Genomic DNA, 25,350 nt, shown 5'->3' on the forward strand with positions numbered 1-25,350 from the left:
CCGCGTTGAGCGGCACGGCAACCACCGGAATAGGGCGGCCCCGCGCACTGCGTCCTCGCTAGTGTTATTTCAAAAGGAATCTCCAACCCCGATCAGACGACCGAGGCCGGGGATGTCAACATATCTGGCGTTGACTTTTGGCACGCTGTTGAGTTCTCAAGGAACGGACACTTCCTTCGGACCGCCTTCCAGCGGGCCCTCCGGGCGCTTCGTTCTTTCGTGTTTCCAGCTTATCAGACGTTTTCCGCTCCGTTTTCCGGGGCTTCGTCATCCAACTCGCCGGTGTCTTCCGGCGCTTGACGCCCCGTCCGACGTTCCAAACTCTAGCCGATCCCCGCTCCGAAAAGCGAATCCAGCCGCAATCCGATAAAACGAGCACACCAAATAGGCACCGAGCCGAGACGCGAAAAGCGAAACAGCCGGCACGAACCGGAGTGGTGTTTCAAGGGATTGGCTGCCCCGGGACCGTCCGCGCTGATGCGTGTCCGGTGCTCCCTGCCAGGCAACTCGAAGAACATTAGACCTCTGGGGAGGCCGAGTCAAGCGCCGCAAGCGATTTTTCGGCACCCTCCTCCGCCGGCAGCTGGAAGGCCAGGACGGCGACGTCGTCGTCGTGCTCCGAGGTCACACCCATCGCCCGCAGCAGGCGGGCGCAGATCACCTCGGGGGCGCCGATCGCGCCGGTGAGGGTGCGGGCCAACAGGTCGAGTCCCTGGTCGATGTCCTCGTCGCGTCGCTCGACCAGACCGTCCGTGTAGAGGACACCGGTCGTGCCGGGGAGCAGGCGCAGGGTGTGGGAGACGTGCAGGCCGCCGCCGGTGCCGAGCGGGGGGCCGTTCTGGTCCTCGCTGCGCAGGATGGTTCCGTCGGGGCAGCGCAGCAGCATGGGCAGGTGGCCGGCCGAGGCGTAGGAGAGGGTGCGGCGCTGTGGGTCCCAGACGGCGTAGGTGCAGGTGGCGATCTGGTTGGCGTCGATCTCCATGGCGAGGCCGTCGAGCAGGCACATCACCTCGTGCGGGGGCAGGTCGAGGCGGGCGTAGGCGCGCACGGCGGTGCGCAGCTGGCCCATCACGGCGGCCGCTCGCAGGCCCCGGCCCATGACGTCGCCGATGACGAGTGCGGTACGTCCGCCCGCGATGGCGATGACGTCGTACCAGTCGCCGCCGACCGCGGCCTCGGCGCCGCCCGGCTGGTAGGTGGCGGCGACCCGCAGGTCCGCGGGCTGGTCGAGCTTCTGCGGGAGCAGGCTGCGCTGGAGGGTGACGGCGGCCTCGCGCTGGCGGCGTTCGGCCTCGCGCAGCCGGGCGGCGGCGAGGACCTGGTCGGTGACCTCGGCGGCGAAGATCAGCACGCCGGCGGGCGGTCCCTCGGCGGCCGACGGCTTGTCGGCCGGCTCGCCGGCCTCCCCGGTGCCGAGCGGGACGCAGGAGACGTTGTAGTAGCGGTTGCCGGTGAGGCCGAGGATGCAGCGGGCCTTGACGCTGCGGGGGCTGCCGCCGCGGATGACCTGGTCCATCAGGGGCAGGACGCCCATGGTGCCGAGTTCGGGGAGGGCCTCGGCTGCGGGCAGGCCGGTGGGGCGGTCGCCGAAGAGTTCGCGGTAGGCGCGGTTGGCGTAGCCGAGCTGGTGGTGCGGGCCGTAGGTGACGGCGACCGGGGCGGGGATGCGGTTGAGGACCTCGCGCAGGTTCTGGGGTTTGTGCGGGTCGAGGAGTTCGGCGGCGGTGGCGGGGCTGATCGGGTCACGGGGGCCGGGCACGACGACGTTGTCGATGGAGGGCGTGCCCTCCTCGGTGCCGGCCCGGTTGGGTGGGGCGGCACGCCAGGGGACTCCGGTGAGCCGGGCGCTCCAGCGCATGAGGTTCAAACGACGGCCGCTTCCTCGTTTTCCAGGCATATCATCACTTTTTGTGTGCACATCAACACACGGGGTAATGACCAGTTCGGGCTGATCCTGTCAGGCGGAGGGCCGGTTCCGGAAGTCGCACGCCCGGCGTGGCCGTCGGATCGACCCTCGGACCGGCCGTCGGCCCCGGGCGACGGGTGTGTTCATCGGGGAGCTTCCGGCCCGGCCCCGGACGGTCGGCCCGTGCCGGAATCGAATCCGCCCTCGAAGGCCGAACGCGGGTGCTCCGTCGTTCCCAGGGAGACCACCTCGCGGGAGAACACCCCGAGGAGCACCCAGTCCATCAGCACCCGCACCCGGCGCTCCGCGCTCGGCAGTCGCCGCAGGTGCCGTGCCCGGTGCAGCCACCACGCCCGGCGTCCGGTCAGCCGACCGCCCCGCCGGGTGTGGGCGACGGCCCGGTGCAGGCCCAGCGAGGTCGAGCAGGCGGCGGGGCCGGGCCGGTACGCGACCAGCCCCGGCGCGTGCGGTCCGCCGTCCAGGGCCAGCGCGATGTTGCGGGCCAGCAGCTCGGCCTGGGCGAAGGCGTGCTGGGCGTTGGGCGCACAGACGGCGCCGTCCGCGTCGGCGTCGGGGACGGCGGCGCCGTCGCCCGCCGCCCAGGCCCCGGGCAGGGCACGTCCGTCCGGTCCGACGGCCTGCAGGGTGGCCAGGCAGCGGACCCGGCCCAGCGTGTCCAGCGGCAGATCGGTGTCGCGCAGCATCGGGGAGGGCCGCACGCCCGCCGTCCAGACCAGGGTGCGGGCGCCGAAGCGGCTGCCGTCGGAGAGCGCGGCGACCCCGCCGGCGACGGACTCCAGGGTGGTGCGCAGCCGGATGTCGACGCCGCGTTCGCGCAGCTGGCCGAGGGTGTGCTCGGCGAGTTCGGGCGACTCCTCGGCGAGGATCCGGTCGGTCGCCTCGATCAGCACCCAGCGCAGGTCCTCGACACGGACGTTGTGGTGGCCCCGTACGGCGGCGCGGGCCATGTCCTCGAGTTCGGCCAGCGCGCCGACGCCCGCGTAGCCGGCCCCGACGAAGACGAAGGTGAGCGCGGACTGCCGCAGGGCGGGGTCGCGCGTGGCGGAGGCGAGGTCGAGCTGCTCCAGCACGTGGTTGCGCAGGTGCACGGCGTCGCCGACGGTGGAGAAGCCGAAGCCGTGTTCGGCCAGGCCGGGCACCGGGGCCGTCCGGGAGACCGACCCGGGGGCCACCACCAGGACGTCGTAAGGGATTTCGAGCGGCGCCGGGGGCTCGCCGGGGCCCGCGGCGTCGGCCAGCGCACGGCGGGCGGCGTGTTCGATCCGGGTGATCCGGGCGGTGAGCACCCGGCAGTCCGGCAGGGCCCGGCGCAGCGGGACGACCACGTGCCGCGGGTCGATCGATCCGGCCGCGACCTCGGCCAGCAGCGGATGGTAGGTGGAGTAGGCCCGGGGTTCGACGACGGTGATCTCCACCTCGCCGCGCCGCAGCCGCTCCCGCAGGCGACGCTGGAGGTGGAGCGCGGTGGCCATCCCGGCGCAGCCGCCGCCGGCGATCAGGATCCTGATGGTGCACCTCCTGCCGATGTGACGTTCCGTCCCGGCCCCGCAGCCGGGGGCGTCCCCCCGTCACGCACCCCTATGAAGGACCGGCGGAGGTGGTCTTGTCCACAGTCCGTACGGGGCTGGTTGCGACGGAAGTGACGGACGTGGCCAGTTGTGCTTGCCGGGCCACTTTCTGACGCACTTTCGGCCGCGAAGAGGCGTGAACTATGGTCGGATTGTGTGCCGGAGCGGCCACCGCCATGACAACCGGCGGCGACGCACCGTGGAGCGGCCACTACGGCCAGTTCCAGTGTTGGCGTGAGAACCCGACTGGGGGACAGTCATCCGGGGAAGGGTAGTTCCCGGACGAGGCCCCGGGCGGTGCCGACGCGCCGAGCCGGACGCCAAGAGCGGCCCGGCGGCACGACCGTGGTCACCGGAACGGGACGGGCGGCACGAGCGATGGGTCATCTGGTCATTTCTGACGGGCTGAGCTGCACCGGGGGGTGCAGGGGCGGGCGACGACAGGGTCCGGTTTCGGACGCCTGCGGGGGAGAGTTGGGATGATGGAACAGAAGCAGGTGTTGGGGCGGGCGGGCGCACCGCACGCCGGACAGGGCACGGTGCCGGAGCAGCGCGGCCCGGGCCCGGTGGACCTGCCGCAGGGCGGGATCGCGTACGCGGCCGTCCCGTACCGGGCCGAGCCGCCGCAGGCCGTCGCGCCGGCACCCGGGGCCCGGTTGCGGGTGGACGCCCGGCGGAACCTGGAGAGCGTGCTGCGGGCCGCCCGGGAGGTGTTCGGCGAGTTCGGCTACGGCGCTCCGATGGAGGAGGTCGCACGCCGGGCCGGGGTCGGGGTCGGCACGGTCTACCGGCGCTTCCCGAGCAAGGAGGTGCTGGTCCAGCGGATCGCCGCCGAGGAGGTGGCCTGGCTGACCGCGCAGGCGCGGGAGTCGCTGTACGGCGGCGCCGGCGCCTGGGAGTCGCTGGCCGGGTACCTGGCCCGGGCCGTGAGCACCGGGGCCGGGCGGCTGCTGCCGCCGGAGGCCTTCCGGTACGCGGAGGAGCTGGGCGGGGTGCCGGAGCAGCGGGCGCCGGAACCGCCTGCCGCCGTCCGCTTCGACCTGCGCGGCGAGGGGGCGCGGTCCGGGGCGGGGGCGGAGCCCTCACCGGCGGACGCCGATCCCCGGCTGCTGCTGCAGCTGTTGGCCGCCCTGGTGGCGCGCGCGGGTGCGGCGGGCGAGCTGCGGCCGGGCGTCACGGTGTCGGACGTGGTGCTGGTGCTGACCGCGTCGGTGCCCGTGCACGCGGCGCGGCCCTCGGTCTCGGCGCCGACGACGGCCGGTTTCACGGCGGTCGGTCCGCAGACGGACGGTCAACCGACTGCCATGGGGCCGTCGGACCGACTGCTGCAGATACTGCTGGACGGTCTGCGGGCGCACTGAGTCGCCTCCGGGGCACGCCGATCCGGCGGCGGTACCCGGCCTTCGCGACCGACGCGCCGGACGGGCAAACGAGTTGGGCGGAACACCGGCGCACGCCCGGGGCACGCGCGCCGGGCGCGGGCGTCGCTCGACTCCTCACCGGGCGCTGGGCGAACACATCCGCGACGGCCCCTCGGAAGAGTGGGTACCGGCCGGTCTGGCTACCGTGCGCCCCTGCGCTATGCCATCCTTTGCCCGTGGTTGGAGCCAATGTCCCGATGCGCGCCCTTCGCGCGCCGTCGGCGCCGTACGCCGGGGAACCGTGCGCCTACGCACTCCCGCACGCCCTGCCACACTACGGGGGCTGTCGTGGAATCTGGGGTCCGTTGTGAGCGCCGAGGAACAGAACGACTACGGGTACGGCCTCGACTTCGGGGGGTTCTCCGGCAGTGCTGCCGAAGGGTCCGCCGCGGGCCCCGGCGGTAGCGGGGCAGCCCAAGTGCCGGGCGCCCCGGGTGGTTCGGGCGCAGCGGCCGGGTCCGGCGGCGCGGCCGGTCCGGGCCCCGCGCACGTCCCGGACCAGGGCGGATGGCCCGGTCGCGAGTCGCTGTCCGCCTCCTCCGCCTCCTCCTCCGCGCTGCCGCCCGGGCGGGTGCCCGGCCAGGCTCCGGCGGGCCGGGGCGGCGTCGCCCCCGAGGCGTTCGTCGGCGACGGCCGCCCGGCCCGCCCGACCGTGCCCGCCCCCGCCGACCCGGTGGACGGCGAGCGCCCGCCCTCCGACGCCGAGTTGACCGCCCGGGTCCGGGCCGGCGACGACACCGCGTACGAGGAGATCTACCTCCGGCACGTCGACTCGGTGCGCCGCTACGCCCGCACCTGCTGCCGGGACAGCTTCACCGCCGAGGACCTCGCGGGCGAGGTCTTCGCCCGCACCCTCCAGGCGCTCAAGGCGGGCAAGGGGCCGGAGTTCGCCGTCCGCGCCTATCTGCTGACCGCCGTGCGCAACGTCGCCGCCGCCTGGACCCGGAGCGAGCGGCGTGAACAACTCGTCGACGACTTCGGTCTGTTCGCCCAGTCCTCGGCCGCCGTCGTCGACTTCGACCTGGCCGATCCGGGCGCCGACGCCTGGGCCATGGCGATGGCCGACCAGCGGATGGTCATGCAGGCCTACGCCGAACTCCCCGAGGACGACCGGGTGGTGCTCTGGCACACCGAGGTCGAACGGGAGTCCCCGAAGACCGTCGCCGTGATGCTCGGCAAGACCGCCAACGCCACCGCCGTCCAGGCCCACCGGGCCCGCGACCGGCTGGCCGCCGCCTTCCTCCAGGCCCACGTCTCCGGCAGCCAGGCGAGCACCTGCGAGGCGTACGCCAACCGGCTCGGGGCGTACGCGCGCGGCTCGCTGCGCAAGCGGGCCTCGGCGGAGGTCGGTCGGCACCTCAAGGATTGCGACCGCTGCACGGCGGCCTGCCTCGAACTCACCGAGATCAACACCGGTCTGCGCGCGCTGCTGCCCGGCGGCGTGCTGGTCTGGGTCGGGGTCGGCGGGTTCGGCGCCGCCGCGGCCGCCGCGGGCGGTGTCGCCGCGGTCGGCGGTGCGGCCGCAGCGGGCACGGCGGCGGCCGCGGCCGGGTCCTCGGGCACGGCGGCGGGGGCCGCGGGTGCTTCGGGGACGACCGGCGCCGCGGGTGCTTCCGGTGCTGCGGGTGCTTCCGGTGCTGCGGGTGCTTCCGGCGGGAGCGCGGCCGCTGCCGCGGCCGGCGAGGGCCTGGGCACCGCCGCGAAGGCCGGGATCGCCGCCGCCGTCGCGATGGCGGCCGCCGCGGTGGCCGCGTACGCGCTGACCGGCTCGACCGAGCCGAAGCCGCCCGTGGCCGCTCCCCCGGCGACCTCCGCCCCGGCCGCGCCCTCCCCGGTGGCGCCCGTGCCCGCGCCGCCCACCCCGGCCCCCACCAGTGCCGCTCCGGCGCCGGCCCCTGCCCCTGCCCCTACCCCGGAGCAGCCCGCGCCCAGCCCGAGTGCGAGCCCCACCCCCAAGCCGGCCCCGAAGCCGACCCAGCGCCCGGTGGCCACCCGGGCCCCGCGGCACGAACCGACCACCGAACCGACCACCGAGCCACCGGTCGTCCAGACCCCGACCCTCCCGCCGCTGCCGACGCCGGAGGTGCCGGTAGTGCCGGAGGTGCCGGACGTCCCGATGCCCACGGTGCCGCCGGTGCCGCCGGTGCCGGAACCGACCGTCACCCCGCCGGCCCCGCCCGCGCCCACCGACTTCTGGGGCGACTCCCTCCCCGTGCTCAAGCCCGGCAACCACCGGGTGCCGGCGGAAGGGCCCAGCATCCGGCAGAAGGGCAGCGACAGGTTCTGGCAGCGCGGCGGCGGCTGGATCGGCGACGAGTACCACCCGCACGCCATCACCGTGCGCGCGCCGGCCACCACGCTGGTCGACCTCAACCGCAGCTGCACGTCCTTCGACGCGGTCGCCGGGGTCGACGACGCCACGCTCGGCCCCGGCGGGGTGGTCTTCACCGTCCAGGGCGGCGACGGCAGCACCCTGTGGCGCTCCCGCGCCCTCGGCGCCGGGGACGACGCGGTGCCGGTGCACGTGCCGCTGGTCGGCCAGAAGTCCATCCGGCTGGTGGTCACGCCGGTGCACGGGACCTGGTCGGCGCTGGACGTGGCGGACTGGGCGCAGGCCCGGTTCAGGTGCGCGTAGCGGTCCGGGCCAGGGCCGCGGCCCGTCCCGGGAGCTGCTGACGGCTCACCTGGGGACGGGCTGCGGGCCCCGGTTCTCGCGGCTTTCCGCTCAGACGGCGCAGGAGCCGTCCGCGCAGGCCTCCCCCGCCGGGGCGACCTGGACCGGGGCCGGGCGGCGCTCGCCGGTCTCGGCGGCGACCTGCTCCAGCACCTTGCGGAAGGTCGCGGCCTCCTGGCCGCCCTGGACCGCCCACTTGCCCTCGAACACGAAGGTCGGCACGGCGCTGATGCCCAGCTCACGGGCTTCGGCGAGCTGGGCGCGGACCTCGGCGGTGCCCTCGTCGCCCGCCAGGTAGGCGGTCACCCGCTCGCGGTCCAGACCCGCCGCCACCGCGACGTCGGCCAGCGCGGCGCGGTCGCCGACGTCCACGCCGTCGGTGAAGTGCGCCTTCAGCAGCGCCTCCTTGAGCCGGCCCTGCGCCTCGGCGCCGTACTCGACCTCTGCGAGGTGCAGCAGGCGGTGGCCGAGGAAGGTGTTGGCGTGCAGGGCTGCGTCGAAGTCGTACGTGATGCCCTCGGCGAGGCCCAGCTCGGCCACCCGCGCGTCCATCGCGACCGACTGCGGGCCGTAGCGCTCGGCCAGCCAGGCGCGGTGCGGGCTCGCCGTCGCCGGCGCGTCCGGGACCAGCTGGTACGGGCGGTAGACGACCTCGACGTCCTCCTTGCCCGGGAAGTCCGCCAGGGCCTGCTCGAAGCGGCGCTTACCGATGTAGCACCAGGGGCAGGCGATGTCGGACCAGATCTCGACCTTCATGTCGGGGGGCTCCAGGGTGCGTCTCGTGCGGATGTTCGGGATGGGTGAACGATGAACCATCTCGGTACATTCCCGACACCGCCGGGCTCCCTCGGTCAGCCCTCCACCGGCGCCGGCACCACCAGGACCGGGCAGGCCGCGTGGTGCACCGCCGCCGAACTCACCGACCCCAGCAGCAGCCGGGCGAAGCCCCCGTTGCCCCGGGTGCCGACCACCAGCGTGTGCTGCCGGGTCGAGGCCTCCAGCAGCACCTCGATCACGTTTCCCAGCACCACGTGCAGCGACATCTCCCCCTCGTACGGCCGGACCCGCTGCCGCAGCACGGCCGCCACCGCCCGGCGCAACCCGTCCGCCATGCTCTCGACCAGCGTCTCCACGCTCTCCTGCACCAGCTCCGCCATGCCCGGCGGGTACCCGGCCGGTGCCGGGTTCACCACGGCCAGCACGTACAGCGGCAGCCCGAACAGCTCCGCCTCCGTCATCGCCCGGTCCAACGCCCACAGCGACCCGTCGGACCCGTCGCAGGCCGCCAGCACCCCGGGCGGCCGGCCCGTCGGCGGCCGCCCGAGCACCGACAGCACCACGGGGACCTCCTGCCCCGGGCTCACACCGGCCACCGCACACACTCCTCACCGCTGGCTCACAGCCCCGCCATCATCACCTGCCCGGCGCCACCGCCCGGGCCAGCCGCGCCGGACGGCGTAGCGGAGGGGGCGCGGGAGCGCCCCGGCCCGGCGTCCGGCGTCAGGGGACGAGGGCCGGGAGGTGGGGGCGGGGGAGGCCGGTCCAGCAGGCGCCGTGGCGGCGGGCACGGAGGCGGCGTAGCCACAGTTCGGTGGAGACGAGGTCGGCGAGGCCGGCCAGGGCGGCCGGGGAGAGCGGGGCCGCGGGGTCGGCGGACTGGGCGAGACCGGCCCGGACGGCGGGGAGGTCGATGAGTCCCGCTTCGGCGAGGAGGGGGGCGTCGAAGAGTTCGGCGAGGCCGTCGGCGGCGAGGCGCAGGCCCGCCCGGGTGGGGGCGGTGCGGTCGGGGCGGGGGCCGCGGCCCCAGTCGGGGGGCAGGTCGGTGCGGCCGGCGCCGGTGAGCACGGCGTGCAGGAGGGCGTGCCGGGCGCCGGGTTGGAGGCGGACGTCGTCGGGAAGCAGCCGGGCCGCGCGGACCACCTGGTTGTCGAGGAAGGGCGCGTGCAGCCGCTGACCGGGCCGTTCGGCGGCGTGCACGAGCGTGCGGTAGGAGTGCGCCTGGCGGTGGAGGGCGTGGCGGGCGCGGTGCGCGCCGGGGTGTTCCTCGGGCGCCGGTTTGCGCGCCGCCAGCCGTAGCCGAAGGGCCACCGAGGAGAGCGCCTCGTCGGAGAGCCAGCGGGCGGCCGGGCCGGGGACGCACCAGGCGAGGTCGACGGCCGAGCGGTCGCCTGCCGTGCCGGCGCCGTCGGGGACGTGGCGGGCGGTCAGTTTGGCGGCCGCCTCGTCGAGCGCCTCGGCGTAGCGGACCCGGGAGAGCCGGTGGGCGGCCCGGACCACGGTGAGCGGGGTGCGCAGCGCGCCGGCCAGCACCCCGGCGGCGGCCCGGTCGGCGCCGGCCAGGGCGGCGACCGGGGGCAGGAGTTCGCGGGGCCGCCCGGCCCGGATGAGGTCGGCGAGCCGGGCCGGGTGGCCGTCCAGGACCTGGCGGGCGCCGTAGCCGGTGAGGTGGTCGGTGCCGCCGGCGTCGAAGCGGGCCTCGGCGCGGGCAGCGGCCACGAGTTCGGGGCCCGGCTCGTCGGTGAGCGGACCGGACTGCGGATCGGCGCGCAGGACGGCGTACGGGAGGGTGTCGGGGCCGGGGTCGAGCACGGTGTGCCGCAGTCGCGGGGTGTCGGGGGCCAGGGCGAGGGTGGTGGGCGGTTCGGTCTCGCCGAGCGTGACGGCGGCCAACTGCTCCGGGGCGGAAGGCCCCTGGGCCGCTTCCCGGACCCAGGAGCCCTTGACCGCGCCGCTCCTGGTGCTGGCGGCGCGCGGCGCGGCTCCGGCCCCGGCGGCACCGACGGCCCCGGCGCCCGTGGGCACCGGCGGAAGCGGTACGGCGGCGGCGAGCAGGGCGACGGTGGCGGAGGCGGTGCCGTACGAGAGGTCGACGCCGAGCCGGGCGCGCCCGGCGGGGCCGCCGACCGGTGCGGTGGCGCGGACCCGGGAGCGGACGGATTCCAGCAGGGCGCGGGTCAGTTCGCGGATCGCGGGCGCCTCGTCGCGCGGCTGTTCGGCGCCGGGCGGCTCGTCGTAGGCGTCGAGGTACGGGCGGCCGCCGCGGATGGCGAGCACGTGGCCGGGCGGCACCCGTTGGACGCCCAGGTACGGGGTGCCGGTGCCGAGCGCCTCCGGGGACTCGGGGCAGGCGAGCCGGGCGGCGAGGTAGCCGGTGTCGAGGGCGGCGCCCACCAGGTCGGCGAGCGGGAGGGCGGCGGTGGCGTACGCGGTGCCGCCGGCCCAGGGGGTGTGGAAGACGGGCTGGGCGCCGGCGAGGTCGGTGAGCAGCAGGGTGGAGCGGGTGCCGGTGCGCAGCACGACGGTGTAGCTGCCGGGCCAGGCGGTCAGGTGGCGGACGGCGCCGCCGCGGGCGGCGGCGAGGCCGGCGGCGAGTTCGGCGTCGGTGGCTCCGCAGTGGCCGAGGACGGCGAGCCGGGTGGTGGCGGGGGTGTCCTCGACCGGGTCGGGGGTGGCCGGTCCGGTGCTGACGGCGGCGGGGGCCCCGGGCCGGAGGGTGACCAGGCGGATCTCCTCGGGGCGCCAGTCACCCACTGCCCACAGCGGGTTGGGGCCGGTCCACAGGGGGCGCGCGGCGATCGGCGTGACCGTGGCGAGTGCCTCGTGCGCCGGTGTTCCCGCCCGGGGCGCGCCCGTGCTCCAGCCCGTCAGCCACCGCATCGCGCCTCCACCGGACGAGGACCTGCACTCGCGCGGCACGTCGGGGCGGCCGGGTGGGGTGCCGGGCTGCGGCCCGCACGCGCGTCCGGACGTGCCCTCGTTCCGGCGCGCCGTCAGGAGACATCGTGCCACCAACGGGCAGCACCGGGACCGGTGTCGTCGGTTCCGGTTCGGTTTCGCCGAGGCTTCGGCGGCCCGTGGGCGGGACTTCTGCGGGGACGGATTCGGGCGGGCCGGGCCTCCCCCTCCCCGGCCCGGACCGCCCGGACGGCGCCCTTGACATGGGCATCGCGAGATGGCCGAAAGGCGTCGCCCCGCCCGGGAGGGCATCCGCATGCCCTCCCGGACTTGACCGCCGCCCGCGGGGACTGAGGCGGCGGCATCCCCCGGCCCGCCGGGTCCTCGACGGCGGGCCGACCCACGACCACCAGCGAATCGCCGCGCAGCCGGTCGGGCCAGGGGGCACGGCCGGGCGCACGTGAACACGGGACCGGAGCACGACGCTCCGGCGCGCGGAGCGACCGGACCGCTCCGGGTGGTCCGGACCAACTGCCGCAACCGCCCGGCGCGGTACCGCCGGGTGCGCGATCCCGCCATCCGGAATGCGGCCTCTTAACCGTCGGAACGCGTCCGACTACTCTAGGTACAGCAGCTACGGCCCGGTGCCGCCCGGGCCCCGCGCACAAGGCCGCAGGAGGTGCCGCCGCCACCATGACCGTCAGCCCACGAGGACCGAACGAACGGCTCGGCACGCTCCTGGCCCTCGCCCAGATCAGCAACGCCGGCCTGGCCCGCCGGGTCAACGACCTCGGCGCCCAGCGCGGATTGACACTGCGCTACGACAAGACCTCGGTGGCCCGCTGGGTCAGCAAAGGCATGGTCCCGCAGGGGCCCGTCCCGCACCTGATCGCCACCGCGATCGGCGGCAAGCTCGGCCGGCCCGTCCCGCTGGAGGAGATCGGCCTGGGCGACACCGACCCGGCGCCCGAACTCGGCCTGGCCTTCCCGCGCGACGTCGCCGACGCCGTGCGCTCCGCCACCGACCTGTTCCGGGTCGACCTCGACCTGCGCCGGGGCCCCGGCGGCGGCCGCTGGAGCGACAGCCTGGCCGGGACCTTCTCGGTCGCCGCGTACGCGACGCCCGTCTCCCGCTGGCTGATCAACCCCGCGGACGGCTCGGTGGCCCGCGAGGTGCCGCGCTCCCCCAGCGAGAACTCCTCGTACCGGGTCGGCCACTCGGACGCCGTCAAGCTCCGTGAGGCCGCCCAGGAGGCCCGCCGCTGGGACTCCAAGTACGGCGGCGGGGACTGGCGTTCGTCGATGGTGCCGGAGTGTCTGCGAGTGGAGGCGGCGCCGCTGCTGCTGGCCTCGTACAGCGACGCGGTCGGCCGGGCGCTGTTCGGCGCGACCGCCGAACTGACCAGGCTGGCCGGGTGGATGGCCTTCGACACCGGCCAGCACGAGGCCGCCCAGCGCTACTACATCCAGGCCCTGCGGCTCGCCCGGGCCGCCGCCGACGTGCCGCTCGGCGGCTACGTGCTCGCCTCGATGAGCCTCCAGGCCGGCTACCGGGGCTTCGCCGAGGAGGCCGTCGACCTCGCCCAGGCCGCACTGGAGCGCAACCGCAGCCTGGCCACCGCCCGGACCATGAGCTTCTTCCACCTGGTGGAGGCGCGCGCTCAGGCCAAGGCCCGCAACGCGGCGGCGTGCGCGACGGCGCTCGGCGCGGCGGAGAGCGCACTCGAACGAGCACGCGCCGGGGATCCCGACCCGGCGTGGATCGACTTCTACGCCTACGACCGGCTGGCCGCCGACGCCGCCGAGTGCTTCCGCGACCTCGGAGTGCCCTCCAAGGTCCGCCAGTTCACCCGTGAGGCGCTGGCCAAGCCCACCGAGGGCTTCGTCCGTTCGCACGGTCTGCGGCTGGTGGTCTCGGCGATGGCCGAGGCCGAGGCGGGCAACCTGGACGCCGCGGTCGCCGCCGGCGAGCGCGCCGTCGAGGTGGCCGGCCGGATCTCCTCGCAGCGCAGCCGGGAGTACGTCGTGGAGATGCTGCGGCGGCTGGAGCCCTTCCAGGGTGAACGCCGGGTACGGGAGTTGACCGAGCGGGCGCGGGCGGTGATCGTCGCTCCGGCGTGATCCCGGACCTGACGATAAATGGGATGCACCTGCGGGAGGGGCCCGGATATGGTCCCTCTCGTCCAGGTGCGCAGGCAGAGGTTACTTCCACTCTTAATGGGCGGGTCGCGGGTTCGAGTCCCGTCACCGGCTTCGGGCCGGTGTAGCTCAGTCGGTAGAGCAGCTACGTCACCTCAGCCGACCTCGAACTCTGGACACCTACACGTGAATAGAATTCCGCACCTCCCGGTGCGACGGCAGCGGTTACTTCGGTCGAGTGCCCCCGGTGGGGCGCGGTGAAGCTGAGTTCCACCTACCGCGGCCACCTTTGATCTCGGGAGGCAGTTGCGCTTCGGAGTGCCCGGTGCGCAGGCGGGGGTTACTTCGGATCTTGCGGTTCCGGGTTCAATTCCCGGGCGCGCCGTGCGCGAGCGCGGCCGCTAGCTCAATCCGGTAGAGCACAAGGCACCTACCTCCGCCGAGGCCGCTCGTTCGACGACCGGCATGATCTCGGGCACCCCTCAACGCGGCATGCCTCCCTCCCGCTGACGACCGAGCACGCCGAGGGGGGCTGCAGCATGTCCAGGTTCAACAGCCGCAAGGCCAAGCCGAGTCCGAGTTCGCCGGTGACCACGACCGGGCAGCGCGGTCTCACCCACGCGGGCGGCACCGGGCACGTCCGGGACCGCAAGTCCGAACTCTTCCTCCTGTCGGTCTCCAACATGGTCGGCCAGGACACCTTCTACGAGCGCGGCGGCGCCCGTGACGACCGCTACACCGCGCTGGTGCGCGAACTCGCCGTCGCCGAGCCTGAGTGGACCCTCGGGCTGCTGCGCTGGCTGCGGTACGGGGCGCAGCTGCGCACCGCCGCGCTGGTCGGCGCCGCCGAGTTCACCCGCGCCCGGCTGGACGCCGGCGCCCACGGGTACTCCCGGCAGGCCGTCGACGCGGTGCTGCGCCGCGCCGACGAGCCCGGCGAGCTGCTCGCGTACTGGACCTCGCGCTACGGCCGGGCGCTGCCCAAGCCGCTCAAGCGCGGTGTCGCGGACGCGGTGCGGCGGCTGTACGACGCCCGTTCGCTGCTCAAGTACGACACCGCGAGCAAGGGATACCGCTTCGGTGACGTCCTGGAGCTGACCCACCCGACGCCGGACCCGGACAAGCCCTGGCAGGGCCCGCTGTTCGCGTACGCGCTGGATCGCCGGCACCGGCCGGAGGAGGCCGTCCCGCCCGCCGCCGACCGGACGCTGACCGCCAACCGCGAGCTGCTCGCACTGCCGGTCGATCAGCGCCGGGCAGCCGTCACCGCCGAGGACGGCGCGGAGCGGCTGGCCGCCGCCGGGCTGACCTGGGAGGCGCTGGCGGGCTGGCTGCAGGGGCCGCTGGACGCGGCGGTCTGGGAGGCGGTCATCCCGTCGATGGGCCCGATGGCGCTGGTCCGGAACCTGCGCAACTTCGACCAGGCCCGGGTGTCGGACGAGGTCGCGGCCGAGGTGGCCCGGCGGATCTCCGACCGGGGCGAGGTACGGCGCTCGCGCCAGTTCCCGTTCCGCTACCTGGCCGCCCACCGGCACGCGCCCTCGCTGCGGTGGGGCCACGCGCTGGAGACGGCGCTCGGCCACTCGCTCGCCAACGTGCCCGAACTGCCCGGCCGGACGCTGATCCTGGTCGACCGCTCCGGCTCGATGTTCGACCGGCCGAGCGCGCAGACCCAGCTCAACCGGGCGGACTCGGCGGCGATCTTCGGCACCGCGCTGAAGGTCCGGGCGGCCGAGGCGGACCTGGTCGAGTTCGGCAGCGGCAGCCGGGTGATCGAGGTCGGCCGCGGGGAGGCGGTGCTGCGGGTGCTGGAACGGTTCTCCAGCCTCGGCGGCACCAACACCGCCGAAGCCGTCCGCACCCACTACCGGGGCCACGACCGGGTGGTGATCGTCACCGACGAACAGACCGGCTCCGGCTACCGGGGCAGCGACCCGCTCGCCGCCGTCCCGGCCCAGGTGCCCGTCTACACGTGGAACCTGGCCGGCTACGCCCTGGGCCACGGCCCCGGCGGCGGCGCCAACCGGCACACCTTCGGCGGCCTGAGCGACGCGGCCTTCCGGCTGATCCCCCTCCTGGAGGCGGGGGCCGACGCCGGCTGGCCCTGGGAGGTCTAACAACTGCCGGTGCGCCGGGACGGGGCCCGGCGCACCGCGGTGCGGCCGGACGCGGGGCGGCGGTGGCGCGCGGGGTCGGGGGACTCGGCGCGCGACCGTCACGGCCGCAGGAGGGGAAGACGGTGGCGCGGTGTCGGGGGACTCGGCGCCACCGCGAACGGCCGGTCCGGGGGGACCGGCCGGAGCCCCGGGCGGAGCCACAGGGGAGGCTCCGCCCCGCACCCGAGGCGGGCGGCAGGACACTGCCGCCCACCTCGGCGTGCCACCCGCCGGATCACGACGAACCGCTCCCGACCCGGCGCACCGGGCACCGGAAGGGCGCCGGAAGGGCGGAGGGCCGCGCAGCCGCGCAGCGGAGCCTTGACGGGCCGACCGGTGCGCGAGAACAGCCGCGGCACCCGCCGCCCGCCGCGCACCACCCGTCCCGACGGCACCGGCAGCCGACCCCCGCCACAGCGGCGGCACCGCGGCCCGGGCAGCAAGCGGGAAACCGGCCCCGGCGCCGCCGACCCGTGGCAGCATCGGCACCGCAGGCCCGGCGCCGAACCGCGCCGGGCCGGCACCAGGGGCCGGGCGGCGGACGAGGAGCACAGGGTGGCGAACGAGTTCGATGTCGTGGTGGTCGGCGGCGGGATCGTCGGGCTGGCCACGGCCCACGCCCTGACCGGGGCGCGCGCCGGCCTGCGGGTCGCGGTGCTGGAGAAGGAGAACGGCTTCGCCGCGCACCAGACCGGACGCAACAGCGGGGTGATCCACAGCGGCGTGTACTACCGCCCCGGCTCGTACAAGGCCCGGTTCGCCGTCGAGGGCGCCGCCGAGCTGATCGGGTTCTGCCGCGAGCACGGCATCCCGCACGAGGTCACCGGAAAGCTGATCGTGGCGACCGACGACGCCGAACTGCCCCGGCTGGCGGTGCTGGCCGAGCGGGGGCGGGCGAACGGGATCCCGGTCACCGAGCTGGACCGGGCCGGGATCGCCCGGTACGAGCCCGAGGTCGCCGGGCGGGCCGGGCTGCACGTGGGCACGACCGGCATCTGCGACTTCCCGGCGGTCGCGACGACGTACGCACGGCTGGCCCGGGAGGCGGGCGCCGAGCTCCGGCCCGGTACCGCGGTGCGGGCGCTCGTCCGGCGCCGGGACTGGGTGACCGTCGGCACCACCGCCGGGGAGCTGCGCTGCCGGGTGCTGGTGAACTGCGCCGGGCTGCACAGCGACCGGATCGCCCGGCTGGCCGGGGACGACCCGGGGGTGCGGATCGTGCCGTTCCGCGGCGAGTACTACGAACTGGTCGAGAAGCGCCGGGACCTGGTGCGCGGCCTGGTCTACCCGGTGCCCGACCCGGCCTTCCCGTTCCTCGGGGTGCACCTGACCCGGGGCATCCACGGGGACGTCCACGTCGGCCCGAACGCGGTGCCCGCCCTGGCCCGCGAGGGGTACGACCGGCGCACCGTCCGCCCGCGCGACCTGGCCGGGACCCTGGCCTTCCCCGGCACCTGGCGGATCCTCCGGCGGCACTGGCGCTACGAGGTGGGTGAGTTGCACCGCTCGCTGTCCAAGCGGGCGTTCACGGCCGCCGTCCAGAGGCTGCTGCCCGCCGTGACCGCCGCGGACCTGGTGCCGGCCGCCGCCGGGGTGCGGGCGCAGGCGGTCGCCCGGGACGGCTCGTTGCTGGACGACTTCGCCTTCGCGGGCTTCGACCCGGAGGACCCGCGCTCCCCGCGCCGTGCGGTGCACGTGCTGAACGCCCCCTCCCCTGCCGCCACGGCCTCCCTGCCGATCGGCCGCGAGGTGGCCCGCCGGGCCCTGGCCGCCCTGGAGGCCGGCGGATGAGAGCGGACGGACGGAGGAGAGCGGGACGAGGGCGGACGAGGGCGGACGAGCGGACGAGCGGACGAGCGGACGAGCGGACGAGCGGACGAGGGCGGATGAGACCGGTCACAGGCCCTGCGGGACAGCCCCCGAAGCCCCGTAGACTCGGGTGATTGTGACTGCCACCGCCCCGATCCCCCAGCAATCGCCGTCCGCCCGGCTGTCCGCGGCGCCGGCCGCCTACCCCGCGCCGATGTACCCGCACAAGGCCACCGAGGAGCAGCACCGGGAGCGGCGCATCCGCAGCTTCCAGCCGCGCCGCGGCCGGATGACCAACGCCCAGGCGAGCGCCCTGGACCGGAGCTGGGAGACGTACGGCGTCCCGATCGACGGCACCCCGCTCGACCTCGCGGCACTGTTCGGCGGCCTGCCGGTCACCCTGGAGATCGGCTTCGGCATGGGCGAGACCACCGCCGCGATGGCCGCCGCCGACCCGTCGATGGGCATCCTCGCCGCGGACGTGCACACCCCCGGCCACGGCAACCTGCTCGGCATGCTGGAGCGGGACGGTTCGCAGAACGTCCGGCTGGCCGCCGGTGACGCCGTCATCCTGCTGCGCGACATGCTGCCGGACGCCTCGCTGGCGGGCCTGCGGGTCTACTTCGCCGATCCGTGGCCGAAGCCCAAGCACCACAAGCGCCGGCTGGTCCAGGCGTCCTTCCTCGACCTGGTGCTGCCCCGGCTCGCCCCGGGCGCCCTGGTGCACTGCGCGACGGACTGGGAGCCGTACGCGGAGCAGATGCTGGAGGTGCTGTCCGCCTCGCCCGAGCTGGAGAACCTGCACCCCGAGGGCGACGGGACCGGCTGGCTGGAGCCCGCGGACCACCCGGACGGCAGCATCCCCGGCTACGCGCCCAGGCCGGACTGGCGGCCGGTCACGAAGTTCGAGCGGGCCGGGATAGCCAAGGGACACGTGGTGCACGACCTGCTGTTCCGCCGCCGCTGACCCGTCGGCGGCCGTTCGAACGGGCCCCGGCGGGCTGACCGGCCGGTCGGGCCCCGGACGGATCGTTCGTCCCGAATCCTCCCGGCGGGCCGCCGCCGTGGCCTACCCTGTGCCGCATGGGCAGCCCGTCCGGCGGCGGCCGGACCGTCTGGCTGGGGCGGGCGACCGTCCGCGCCGCCGCCGACGCACCGGGGACGGCCCCGCGCACCGGTGGCACCCGGACCATCCCGGGGCCCCGCGGGCGCCGGGCCCGACGGTTGCTGCCCCGGCCCGGCGGCGCGCCACCGTCGATCGCGGCCACCTCGGTGTCCGCCCGGGACGGATCACCGGGGGCTTCCCCGGGCCGCAGCCGCTCGACGGCGCTCTCCTCGGTCACCGCGGCCGCCGTACTGGTCCTGGCCGGCTGCGGGGCGCTGATCCTGCACCTGGTCCAGCGGCAGACCGGCACGGTCGGACTGCTGGTGGGCCTGGGTCTGGCGATGGTGCCGCTGCCCTTCGTGCTGGGCGGCCTGGCCTGGCTCAACCTCACCGCCCGGGTGCCGCTGCGGCACACCGTGTTCTGCCTCGGCTGGGGCGCCTGCGCCGCGACCACGGTCGCGATCCTCGCCAACAACTGGACCGCCGACTACCTGACCGCCCACCGGGGCGCGTTCGGCGGCCTGCTCGGCGCCGGGATCGCCACCCCGGTGATCGAGGAGAGCGCCAAGGCCACCGCCCTCCTGGTGCTGCTCCTGCCGCTCGGCCAGCGGCTGCGCTGCCACGGCCGCCGCTCCGGGCGCCCCTGCGCGCTGCTGCTGCACCGGGCTCCTGCGCTCCGGCGCCCCCACCCGTACCCGCGCCCCCCGCTCGGGCCGCACGCCCGGGGCCGGCCGCGGCTGCGCCCGTACCTGCGCCCGCTGCCGTACCTGTGCCCGGCGCCGCCCTCGCCGGGCACGCCGCACCGCCGCTCCCGGCCGCGCACCCTGGCCGCGGGGGTGGTGCTCGGGGGGATGACGGCCTGCGGCTTCGCCTTCACCGAGAACGCCCTCTACCTGGGCCGGGCCTTCACCACCGACCAGCGCAACCGGCTGGACAGCATCGGCCTGGGCGATCCGCCCAGCCTGCGCGACTTCGACAGCACCGTGCAGACCTTCGTGCTGCGCGCCCTGCTCTCCCCCTTCGCCCACCCGCTGTTCACCGCGCTCACCGGGATCGGCCTGGCCGTCGCCCTGACCACCGGGCGGCGCTGGCTGGCCCGGCTGGCGGCGCCAGCCGGGCTGCTGGCCGCGATGCTGCTGCACGGGACGTGGAACGCCGCCGCCGACCTGGGGACGGACGGGTTCCTGGTGGTGTACGGGGTGCTGATGGTGCCCTGCTTCGTGGCGCTGGTCTGCTTCGCGCTCTGGGCCAGGTCCCGGGCCGCCCGGCACGCCTGGCGGCCCGGACGGCGGCCGACCAGGGGGTAGACGCGGGGCGCGGCGGAGGGCTTCCGCGGGCTGACCGGAGAACCGATTTCCCATCTCGGCGACTTCCCCGTATTGTTGTGTTCACCGACGCGGGGTGGAGCAGCTCGGTAGCTCGCTGGGCTCATAACCCAGAGGTCGCAGGTTCAAATCCTGTCCCCGCTACTCAGTAGCCGAAGGGCCCGGAGGATTCTTCCTCCGGGCCCTTCGCGTTTCCGAGGACGAACAGAGCACGGTCCTGCCACGAAGCGGTAACAGCGGCCGAAACCAAGATCTCCTGTCACAGGGCTCGCCCATACTGAGGAAAAATTCATCCAAGTGGGGGACGGCGGGACCGTGCCCTGGATAAGGAACCACCTCAATGCTGTCGAAGCGCCTGGCCAGTACCGCCGCGATCTGCCTCCTCCTGGGGGCCGGTACGGCCGCCTGCGGTGACAACAAGGATTCGGACAAGGCCGCCGCGCCCGCCACCACCGCCGCCGCTGCCGCGTCCCCCACCGCCACGCCGACCCCGACCCCGACCGCGGCGAAGCTCGACACCGACAAGCTGACCGCCCAGGAGATCGAGAAGAAGGCGAAGGACGCCCTGGCCGGCGCGACCTCGCTGAAGCTCGCCGGCAAGATCCCGACCGACGACGGCGTGATGTCCATGGACATGGCGATGGACACCAAGGGCGAGTGCCAGGGCACCATCGCCATGCCCGGCATGGGCTCCTTCGAGATGATCAGCGACGGCAAGCAGTCCTTCCTCAAGCCGGACGCCCAGTTCTGGAAGACCTTCGGCGGCGCGAACGGCGACAAGGCCGCCGAGCTCCTCAAGGGCCGCTACCTGACCGGCTTCGACAGCGACCCCAAGATGAAGCCGATGCTGGACTTCTGCAAGCTGACCTGGGCGAGCGAAATGCTGAAGGACGACGGCGGCTCGGCCCCCACCAAGGGCACCGCCGGGACGATCAACGGGGTGAAGACCTTCAGCCTCAAGGAGAAGGACGAGAAGGGCGAGGAGTCGCTCCTCCACATCGCCACCGAGGGCAAGTCCTACCCGGTGCGGATGGAGAAGACCACCGGTGCGGACCAGGGCCGGATCGACTTCACCGACTACGACAAGCCGGTCACCCTCCAGCTGCCGTCCCCCGACAACGTGATCGACTACACCAAGTTCCAGGACAAGGTGAAGAACGCCTGACCGGCGTCCGCGAAATAATCCGTTGCCCTCCTGCCGGGAGCCTGCCTACAGTGGCGGCACACTGAAAGGAGGTGATCCTGAATTGAGTTCCATCAGGATGCGTGAGGTGGCTGCTCGCTAGAGCCGCCCCTGCCTGCGCAGGGTGAGGCCCCAGGGCCTCCGGCAGGCGAAATCCACAGCAGTCACCCGGCCCGCGGGCTCACCGGTACATCCCCGGTGCCTCGGGCGCCAGGCCAGTGCACGGGCCGGCGCCGAGGAGCAGCCCGCGGGCCGTCTGCGTTTCCGGAGTCGGTTCCCGTCGTCGCGGCGGAGCCCCCGACGCGTTCCCGTGGTGGGGGCGCGGCGCTAGAGTCGGCGCGGCCCCACGGACGACGGGGCGCAGCGGCGCGGACACAGGGGGTGGGCGATGGCGGTGGCACGGCGACGGGTCGGCACGTCGGCACTGCGGACGGCGCAGTGGGCGGCGGCCGGAGTGCTGGGCGGTACGGGACTGCTCGGCCTGCTGCTGTTCGCCCTCGGCCGGGCGCAGGCCTGGCAAGCGCTCGGCGGCGGTCTGGTGGTGGCCGGGGCCTCGACGGTGCTCGGCGGCGCGCTGGGCTTCCTGTTCGGAGTGCCCCGGGTGAAGAGCGGTTCCGGTGAGCCGCAGGGTTCGTACGCGCCGAACACCAATCTGGAACAGGTCTCCGACTGGCTGACCAAGGTGCTGCTGGGCGTCGGGCTGACCCAGCTCGGCTCGCTCGGCGAGCGGCTGCACCAGCTCGGCACGGCGCTGGCGCCGGTACTCGGCGGAGGGAACGCCGCGGTGCCGTTCGCGGCCGCGCTGGTGCTGTACTTCCTGGTCCTCGGTTTCCTGGCCGGCTGGCTGGTGACCAGGCTGGCGCTGCCGAGGGTGCTGACCGAGACCGACGAGGCGCTGGACCTCTTCCTGGCCGGGCAGGACCGCGACCGGCGGGGCGACAAGGTGGGCGCCGACGACCTCCGGGTGCGGGCGATGCAGCAGCTCGGACTGCTCGGCGGCAGTGCCGGACAACCCGCCGCGCTGGCCGCGCAGTTGCCGCCCGCCTCGGGTACGCCGGCCGGGCCGGCCGGGGTGGTGGCGGAGGTCCGCTCCACCGCGAGGCGCTCGGCGCTGACCGCCGACCAGGTGCGGGACCTCTTCGCGGACGGCACCGAGGGCCGCCGGATCCAGGCGCTCGCGCTGATGCAGGGCGACCCGGCGCTGGCCGACCTGTCGAGCGTGCTGGACGCGATCGAGCACCCGCGCTCGGGCTTCGAGCAGTACCACGCGCTGCTGGCCGCCCGGGGCCTGCTCTCCCGGCTGCCCGGTGCCGGGGCGCAGCGGCTGCGGGACGCGGTGGCGGCGCAACTGGTCGACCCGCGGGGCATTCCCTACGGGTCGGACCGCAGCTGGCTGGCGGAGAAGATCCTCTCCCGGCTGCCGGTGACGGCCTCCCTCCCGGTGCAGCCGACCGCCTCCGTCCCGGTGCGGCCGACGGCCGCTGCGCCGGGTGACGGCGCCGCGAGCTCCGCCCAGGTCCCGGGGCAGCCGAACTCCTAGACGGTGAAGACCAGTTCCGGCTGCGCCCAGGGGGTCCTGGGCTGCGGCGGGCGGGTGCCGGTGCGCCGGGCGCCGACCTGGAGGTAGAAGCCCTCGGCGGGCGGGTGGGAGACGACCTTGACCGCCTCGATCCCGGCGGCCCGCGCGCGGTCGAGCATGTCGGCGATCAACGCCCGTCCGATGCCCCGCCCTTGGGCCTCGTCGGCGACGAACATCAGATCCAGTTCGGCCGGTTCGTGGATGAGCGCGTAGAAGCCGAGCAGCCGGTCGTCGGCGCGGTCCACGGCCATCCGGACTTCGTGGCGTTCGATGTAGTCGGGCTCCACGGTGTAGCCGTCGATCATCGCGAAGTACGCGCCGCGGTAGGCGCTGGAGGCCTGGATGAGTGCGGTGAGCCGGTCTGCGTCGGCCGGCCGGGCGGGCCGGATCGTGGTCTCGCTCATACGGTAAGTATAGGAGTGAAATGGCCTTGCAACCATTACAGCAGGCGGGCCGGCCGCGGCCGCCGGCGGTCGGCGGTCGGCGGACCGCAGGACCATGACCCTTCGGGTGCGGCCGTCCCCGCGCGGCACCCGGCGGACCTCACTGGCTATCCGGCGCTCGCCCAGCGCGTACCGCAGCCGGTCGAGGTGCCCGCAGCGACGGCCGCGGCCGTCGTGCAGCGGCTGGACCCGCACCTCCCCGTCCGCGGCCGTCACCCGGACCAGTTCGGTCAGGGCGGCCAACTGGCACTCCGGGCCGAACAGTTCGGGGTAGGCGAAGAGCAGGTAGCCACTCAGGGTGAGGGCGAAGGCGCCGTCCGCGAAGGGCAGCCGGGGCAGCGCGGCGGCCACGTACCGGTGCGGGTGGGCGGCGGAGTCCTCGGCGAACAGCCAGCGGGCGCGGTCCCAGCTGCGCAGATAGCGCTCCGGACGGTACGGGCGGCACGAGGGCGGCGAGGGGTACAGCTCGGGGCGGGCGGCCATCGCGGCGGCCATCGACGCCCGGGCGGCCAGCGCCCGGGCCGCGACCTCGGGCAGCGGCAGCGCGTACGCCGGGTCGGCGGCGATCACCCGGCAGCCCAGTGCCCGGGCCTCGGCGGCCAGACCCGCCGCGCCGCCCGGACAGTCCAGCAGCGGGCCGGGCAGGGCGGCGAGCCGGGCGCGGGTGAGCCCGAACAGGGCGCAGTACTCGTCCAACGGGCGGGAGGTGACCAGGACGTCCGCCTCAGGGGCGGGTTCCTGGGCGGGCTCCTGGGCCGCGGCGGTGATCACCCGGCCATCCGAACACGGGACCGCCCCGCCCGCATCCGAGGTGCGTCCGGGGTGCGGGCGGGGCGGAGCGGGCCGGGGCGGAGCGGGCGGAGCAGGGAGAGAGGGGGGCTCAGCGACCGAGCAGCCCCCGGGCGGCGGCCCGGTTGACGCCGGTCAGGCCGCGCACCAGCTGCGCGGTGAGGAAGATCAGCAGCAGCCCGGTCACCGAGAACGCGGCGATCTGCCCGGCGCCCTGGACGTAGTACGCGTGCCGGACGTGGTGGCTGTCGGTGTAGTCGAACAGCTGGTAGCCGGGCCAGGAGGTGTAGTGCGGGAAGACCCACTGGTAGAGCGGGTAGAGCGCCATCGCCCAGCCGAGCACCAGGAACGTCAGGGTCAGGCAGAAGCTGAACACCGCCCAGGGGAACATCACCAGCTGGTACAGCGCGGCCTTCCAGCCCGCCCCGTCGGCCAGCCGCGCGGTGATCGCGCCCCAGTTGCCCGGGCGCACCTGGCGCACCGGCGCCGGGCCCGGAACGTCCAGGCCGAGCATCCCCCGCACCCGGGCCCGCTCCGCCCGGCCGAGGCCCCGGGCGGCGCTGGTCAGGCCGGCCAGCACCGGCAGGCCGAGGACGGTGACGAAGGTGCCCACCCCGACGGAGAACAGGGTGATCGCCACCGTGAAGCCGACGATCGCCACCGGCAGACCGGTGAGCGCGTAGCCGACCTCGCGGTAGTACTGCCGGGAGAACGGCGCCCGCCAGAAGCCCGGCGGCTGCTCGGTGCGGCGGGCCCGGGCCGGGCGGGTCCCGTCGCCGTAACCGTCCGGGCCGTCCCACTCCTGCCCCAGCGTGCTGTTGCTCATCTCCCGGCCCCCGGCCCCTCGTTGTCTTGTCGCGGTGTCTTCCGTGCTGACGGAGTTCAGTCTGGCCGGAACGCGGCCCGGACGGCATCCGGGGGACCGGCGGATCAGGGGTGGGGTTAACCCCCCTGCGGTGTCGGACCGGTCCACTCGTCGGCGAGCAGCGAGTACTGGTACGAGTCGGACCAGACGCCGCCCTTGTACAGGTCGTGCCGCGCCCGCCCCTCCAGCTGGAACCCGAGCTTGGCGAGCACCTTGACCGAGGCCGTGTTGTCCACGTCGACCCGGGCGACCAGCCGGTGCAGGCCGAGCGGGCCGAAGGAGAGCCCGCAGAGCAGCCCGGCGATCTCGCCCGCGTAGCCGCGGCCCCACACCGGGCGGCTGAGCACGTAACCGAGGTGGGCGGAGCGGTACCTGCCGAGGGTGAGGGCGGCGTGCGCGACGGGCGGCGCGTCCTCCGGGTCCTCGGCGTCCTCGCGCCGGACGACGGCGAGCCGGTAGGTGTCCCGCTCCTCGGCCATCGCCTCCTCCAGGTAGAGCTCGATCTGGTCGGCGCAGGTCTCCCGGTCGCGCGGCTCGAAGGGGAGGTAGCGGGTGACCTCCGGGTCGCTGTACAGCGCGTGCAGCGCGTCCACCTCCGCCGGGGTGTGGTGGTACTCGCGGAGGGCGAGCCGTGGGCCGGTGAGGCGTACGGGGACCATGGCTGCCGACCCTACCTCCGTCCGGCGGCTACC

Annotated in this window: 16 protein-coding genes, 1 tRNA gene and 1 pseudogene; 10 read left to right on the forward strand and 8 right to left on the reverse strand. The window is 75.0% G+C overall.

Annotated elements, in window-relative coordinates; genetic code table 11:
• Nucleotides 1-550: 550 nt before the first annotated feature.
• Nucleotides 551-1,867: pseudogene (locus tag ACFV1W_RS13825) on the reverse strand (PP2C family protein-serine/threonine phosphatase); the annotation flags it as partial.
• A 182-nt stretch (nt 1,868-2,049) separates the two neighbouring features.
• Complete coding sequence (locus tag ACFV1W_RS13830; protein ID WP_380416102.1) at nt 2,050-3,399, reverse strand: NAD(P)/FAD-dependent oxidoreductase; 1,350 nt, start codon at nt 3,397-3,399, stop codon at nt 2,050-2,052.
• Between the two features lie 575 nt (nt 3,400-3,974).
• Here ACFV1W_RS13830 and ACFV1W_RS13835 point away from each other — a divergent pair.
• Nucleotides 3,975-4,856 (forward strand): TetR/AcrR family transcriptional regulator, encoded by an 882-nt coding sequence (locus ACFV1W_RS13835; RefSeq protein ID WP_380416103.1) that lies wholly within the window; start codon nt 3,975-3,977, stop codon nt 4,854-4,856.
• A gap of 367 nt (nt 4,857-5,223) precedes the next feature.
• The gene (locus tag ACFV1W_RS13840) at nt 5,224-7,551 is read left to right on the forward strand and encodes a sigma-70 family RNA polymerase sigma factor (protein ID WP_380416105.1); all 2,328 of its coding nucleotides are present in this window, start codon (nt 5,224-5,226) and stop codon (nt 7,549-7,551) included.
• 90 nt (nt 7,552-7,641) lie between these two features.
• Here the strand turns inward: ACFV1W_RS13840 and ACFV1W_RS13845 are convergent, their stop codons facing one another.
• The 3 genes from ACFV1W_RS13845 to ACFV1W_RS13855 form a co-directional block, all read right to left on the reverse strand.
• The gene (locus tag ACFV1W_RS13845; RefSeq protein ID WP_380416106.1) at nt 7,642-8,346 is read right to left on the reverse strand and encodes a DsbA family oxidoreductase; all 705 of its coding nucleotides are present in this window, start codon (nt 8,344-8,346) and stop codon (nt 7,642-7,644) included.
• 95 nt (nt 8,347-8,441) lie between these two features.
• Nucleotides 8,442-8,963 carry a universal stress protein gene (locus ACFV1W_RS13850; protein WP_380416107.1) on the reverse strand — a complete coding sequence of 174 codons (522 nt, stop codon included), beginning with the start codon at nt 8,961-8,963 and terminating at the stop codon, nt 8,442-8,444.
• 127 nt (nt 8,964-9,090) lie between these two features.
• Nucleotides 9,091-11,247, reverse strand: coding sequence for an asparagine synthase-related protein (locus ACFV1W_RS13855; protein WP_380416109.1), 2,157 nt, complete (start codon nt 11,245-11,247; stop codon nt 9,091-9,093).
• Between the two features lie 711 nt (nt 11,248-11,958).
• Here ACFV1W_RS13855 and ACFV1W_RS13860 point away from each other — a divergent pair.
• From ACFV1W_RS13860 to ACFV1W_RS13895, 8 genes are all read left to right on the forward strand, one after another.
• A complete protein-coding gene (locus ACFV1W_RS13860; protein ID WP_380416110.1) occupies nt 11,959-13,386 on the forward strand; it encodes an MFS transporter in 1,428 nt (475 codons plus the stop codon).
• A gap of 557 nt (nt 13,387-13,943) precedes the next feature.
• The gene (locus ACFV1W_RS13865; protein ID WP_380416111.1) at nt 13,944-15,521 is read left to right on the forward strand and encodes a TROVE domain-containing protein; all 1,578 of its coding nucleotides are present in this window, start codon (nt 13,944-13,946) and stop codon (nt 15,519-15,521) included.
• Nucleotides 15,522-16,115: 594 nt separating this feature from the next.
• Nucleotides 16,116-17,351, forward strand: coding sequence for an L-2-hydroxyglutarate oxidase (lhgO, locus tag ACFV1W_RS13870; RefSeq protein ID WP_380416291.1), 1,236 nt, complete (start codon nt 16,116-16,118; stop codon nt 17,349-17,351).
• A gap of 154 nt (nt 17,352-17,505) precedes the next feature.
• Complete coding sequence (gene trmB / locus ACFV1W_RS13875; protein ID WP_380416112.1) at nt 17,506-18,336, forward strand: tRNA (guanosine(46)-N7)-methyltransferase TrmB; 831 nt, start codon at nt 17,506-17,508, stop codon at nt 18,334-18,336.
• A 116-nt stretch (nt 18,337-18,452) separates the two neighbouring features.
• Nucleotides 18,453-19,781, forward strand: coding sequence for a PrsW family intramembrane metalloprotease (locus ACFV1W_RS13880; protein WP_380416114.1), 1,329 nt, complete (start codon nt 18,453-18,455; stop codon nt 19,779-19,781).
• 88 nt (nt 19,782-19,869) lie between these two features.
• Nucleotides 19,870-19,943: transfer RNA gene (locus tag ACFV1W_RS13885), tRNA-Met, on the forward strand.
• A 196-nt stretch (nt 19,944-20,139) separates the two neighbouring features.
• On the forward strand, nt 20,140-20,964 hold the full coding sequence (locus tag ACFV1W_RS13890; RefSeq protein WP_380416116.1) for a hypothetical protein: 825 nt from the start codon (nt 20,140-20,142) through the stop codon (nt 20,962-20,964).
• A gap of 406 nt (nt 20,965-21,370) precedes the next feature.
• Entirely contained in the window at nt 21,371-22,522 is a 1,152-nt protein-coding gene (locus ACFV1W_RS13895) for a hypothetical protein (RefSeq protein WP_380416117.1), read from the forward strand.
• Here ACFV1W_RS13895 and ACFV1W_RS13900 read toward each other — a convergent pair.
• From ACFV1W_RS13900 to ACFV1W_RS13910, 3 genes are all read right to left on the reverse strand, one after another.
• Complete coding sequence (locus ACFV1W_RS13900) at nt 22,519-23,775, reverse strand: GNAT family N-acetyltransferase (protein WP_380416119.1); 1,257 nt, start codon at nt 23,773-23,775, stop codon at nt 22,519-22,521. The genes ACFV1W_RS13895 and ACFV1W_RS13900 overlap by 4 nt on opposite strands.
• 109 nt (nt 23,776-23,884) lie before the next feature.
• Entirely contained in the window at nt 23,885-24,619 is a 735-nt protein-coding gene (locus ACFV1W_RS13905; RefSeq protein WP_380416121.1) for a sensor domain-containing protein, read from the reverse strand.
• A 116-nt stretch (nt 24,620-24,735) separates the two neighbouring features.
• The gene (locus ACFV1W_RS13910) at nt 24,736-25,317 is read right to left on the reverse strand and encodes a GNAT family N-acetyltransferase (protein ID WP_380416123.1); all 582 of its coding nucleotides are present in this window, start codon (nt 25,315-25,317) and stop codon (nt 24,736-24,738) included.
• Nucleotides 25,318-25,350 lie beyond the last annotated feature (33 nt).

The organism is Kitasatospora sp. NPDC059648 (assembly GCF_042734825.1).
In the GTDB taxonomy this organism is placed as follows: Bacteria; Actinomycetota; Actinomycetes; order Streptomycetales; family Streptomycetaceae; genus Kitasatospora.

Coding starts and splice junctions, on each gene's coding strand:
- ACFV1W_RS13830 (WP_380416102.1), bottom strand. CDS start 3,399: ATGGCCACCGCGCTCCACCTCCAGCGTCGCCTGCGGGAGCGGCTGCGG.
- ACFV1W_RS13835 (WP_380416103.1), top strand. CDS start 3,975: ATGATGGAACAGAAGCAGGTGTTGGGGCGGGCGGGCGCACCGCACGCC.
- ACFV1W_RS13845 (WP_380416106.1), bottom strand. CDS start 8,346: ATGAAGGTCGAGATCTGGTCCGACATCGCCTGCCCCTGGTGCTACATC.
- ACFV1W_RS13855 (WP_380416109.1), bottom strand. CDS start 11,247: ATGCGGTGGCTGACGGGCTGGAGCACGGGCGCGCCCCGGGCGGGAACA.
- ACFV1W_RS13860 (WP_380416110.1), top strand. CDS start 11,959: ATGACCGTCAGCCCACGAGGACCGAACGAACGGCTCGGCACGCTCCTG.
- ACFV1W_RS13865 (WP_380416111.1), top strand. CDS start 13,944: ATGTCCAGGTTCAACAGCCGCAAGGCCAAGCCGAGTCCGAGTTCGCCG.
- ACFV1W_RS13880 (WP_380416114.1), top strand. CDS start 18,453: ATGGGCAGCCCGTCCGGCGGCGGCCGGACCGTCTGGCTGGGGCGGGCG.
- ACFV1W_RS13890 (WP_380416116.1), top strand. CDS start 20,140: ATGCTGTCGAAGCGCCTGGCCAGTACCGCCGCGATCTGCCTCCTCCTG.
- ACFV1W_RS13895 (WP_380416117.1), top strand. CDS start 21,371: ATGGCGGTGGCACGGCGACGGGTCGGCACGTCGGCACTGCGGACGGCG.
- ACFV1W_RS13905 (WP_380416121.1), bottom strand. CDS start 24,619: ATGAGCAACAGCACGCTGGGGCAGGAGTGGGACGGCCCGGACGGTTAC.
- ACFV1W_RS13910 (WP_380416123.1), bottom strand. CDS start 25,317: ATGGTCCCCGTACGCCTCACCGGCCCACGGCTCGCCCTCCGCGAGTAC.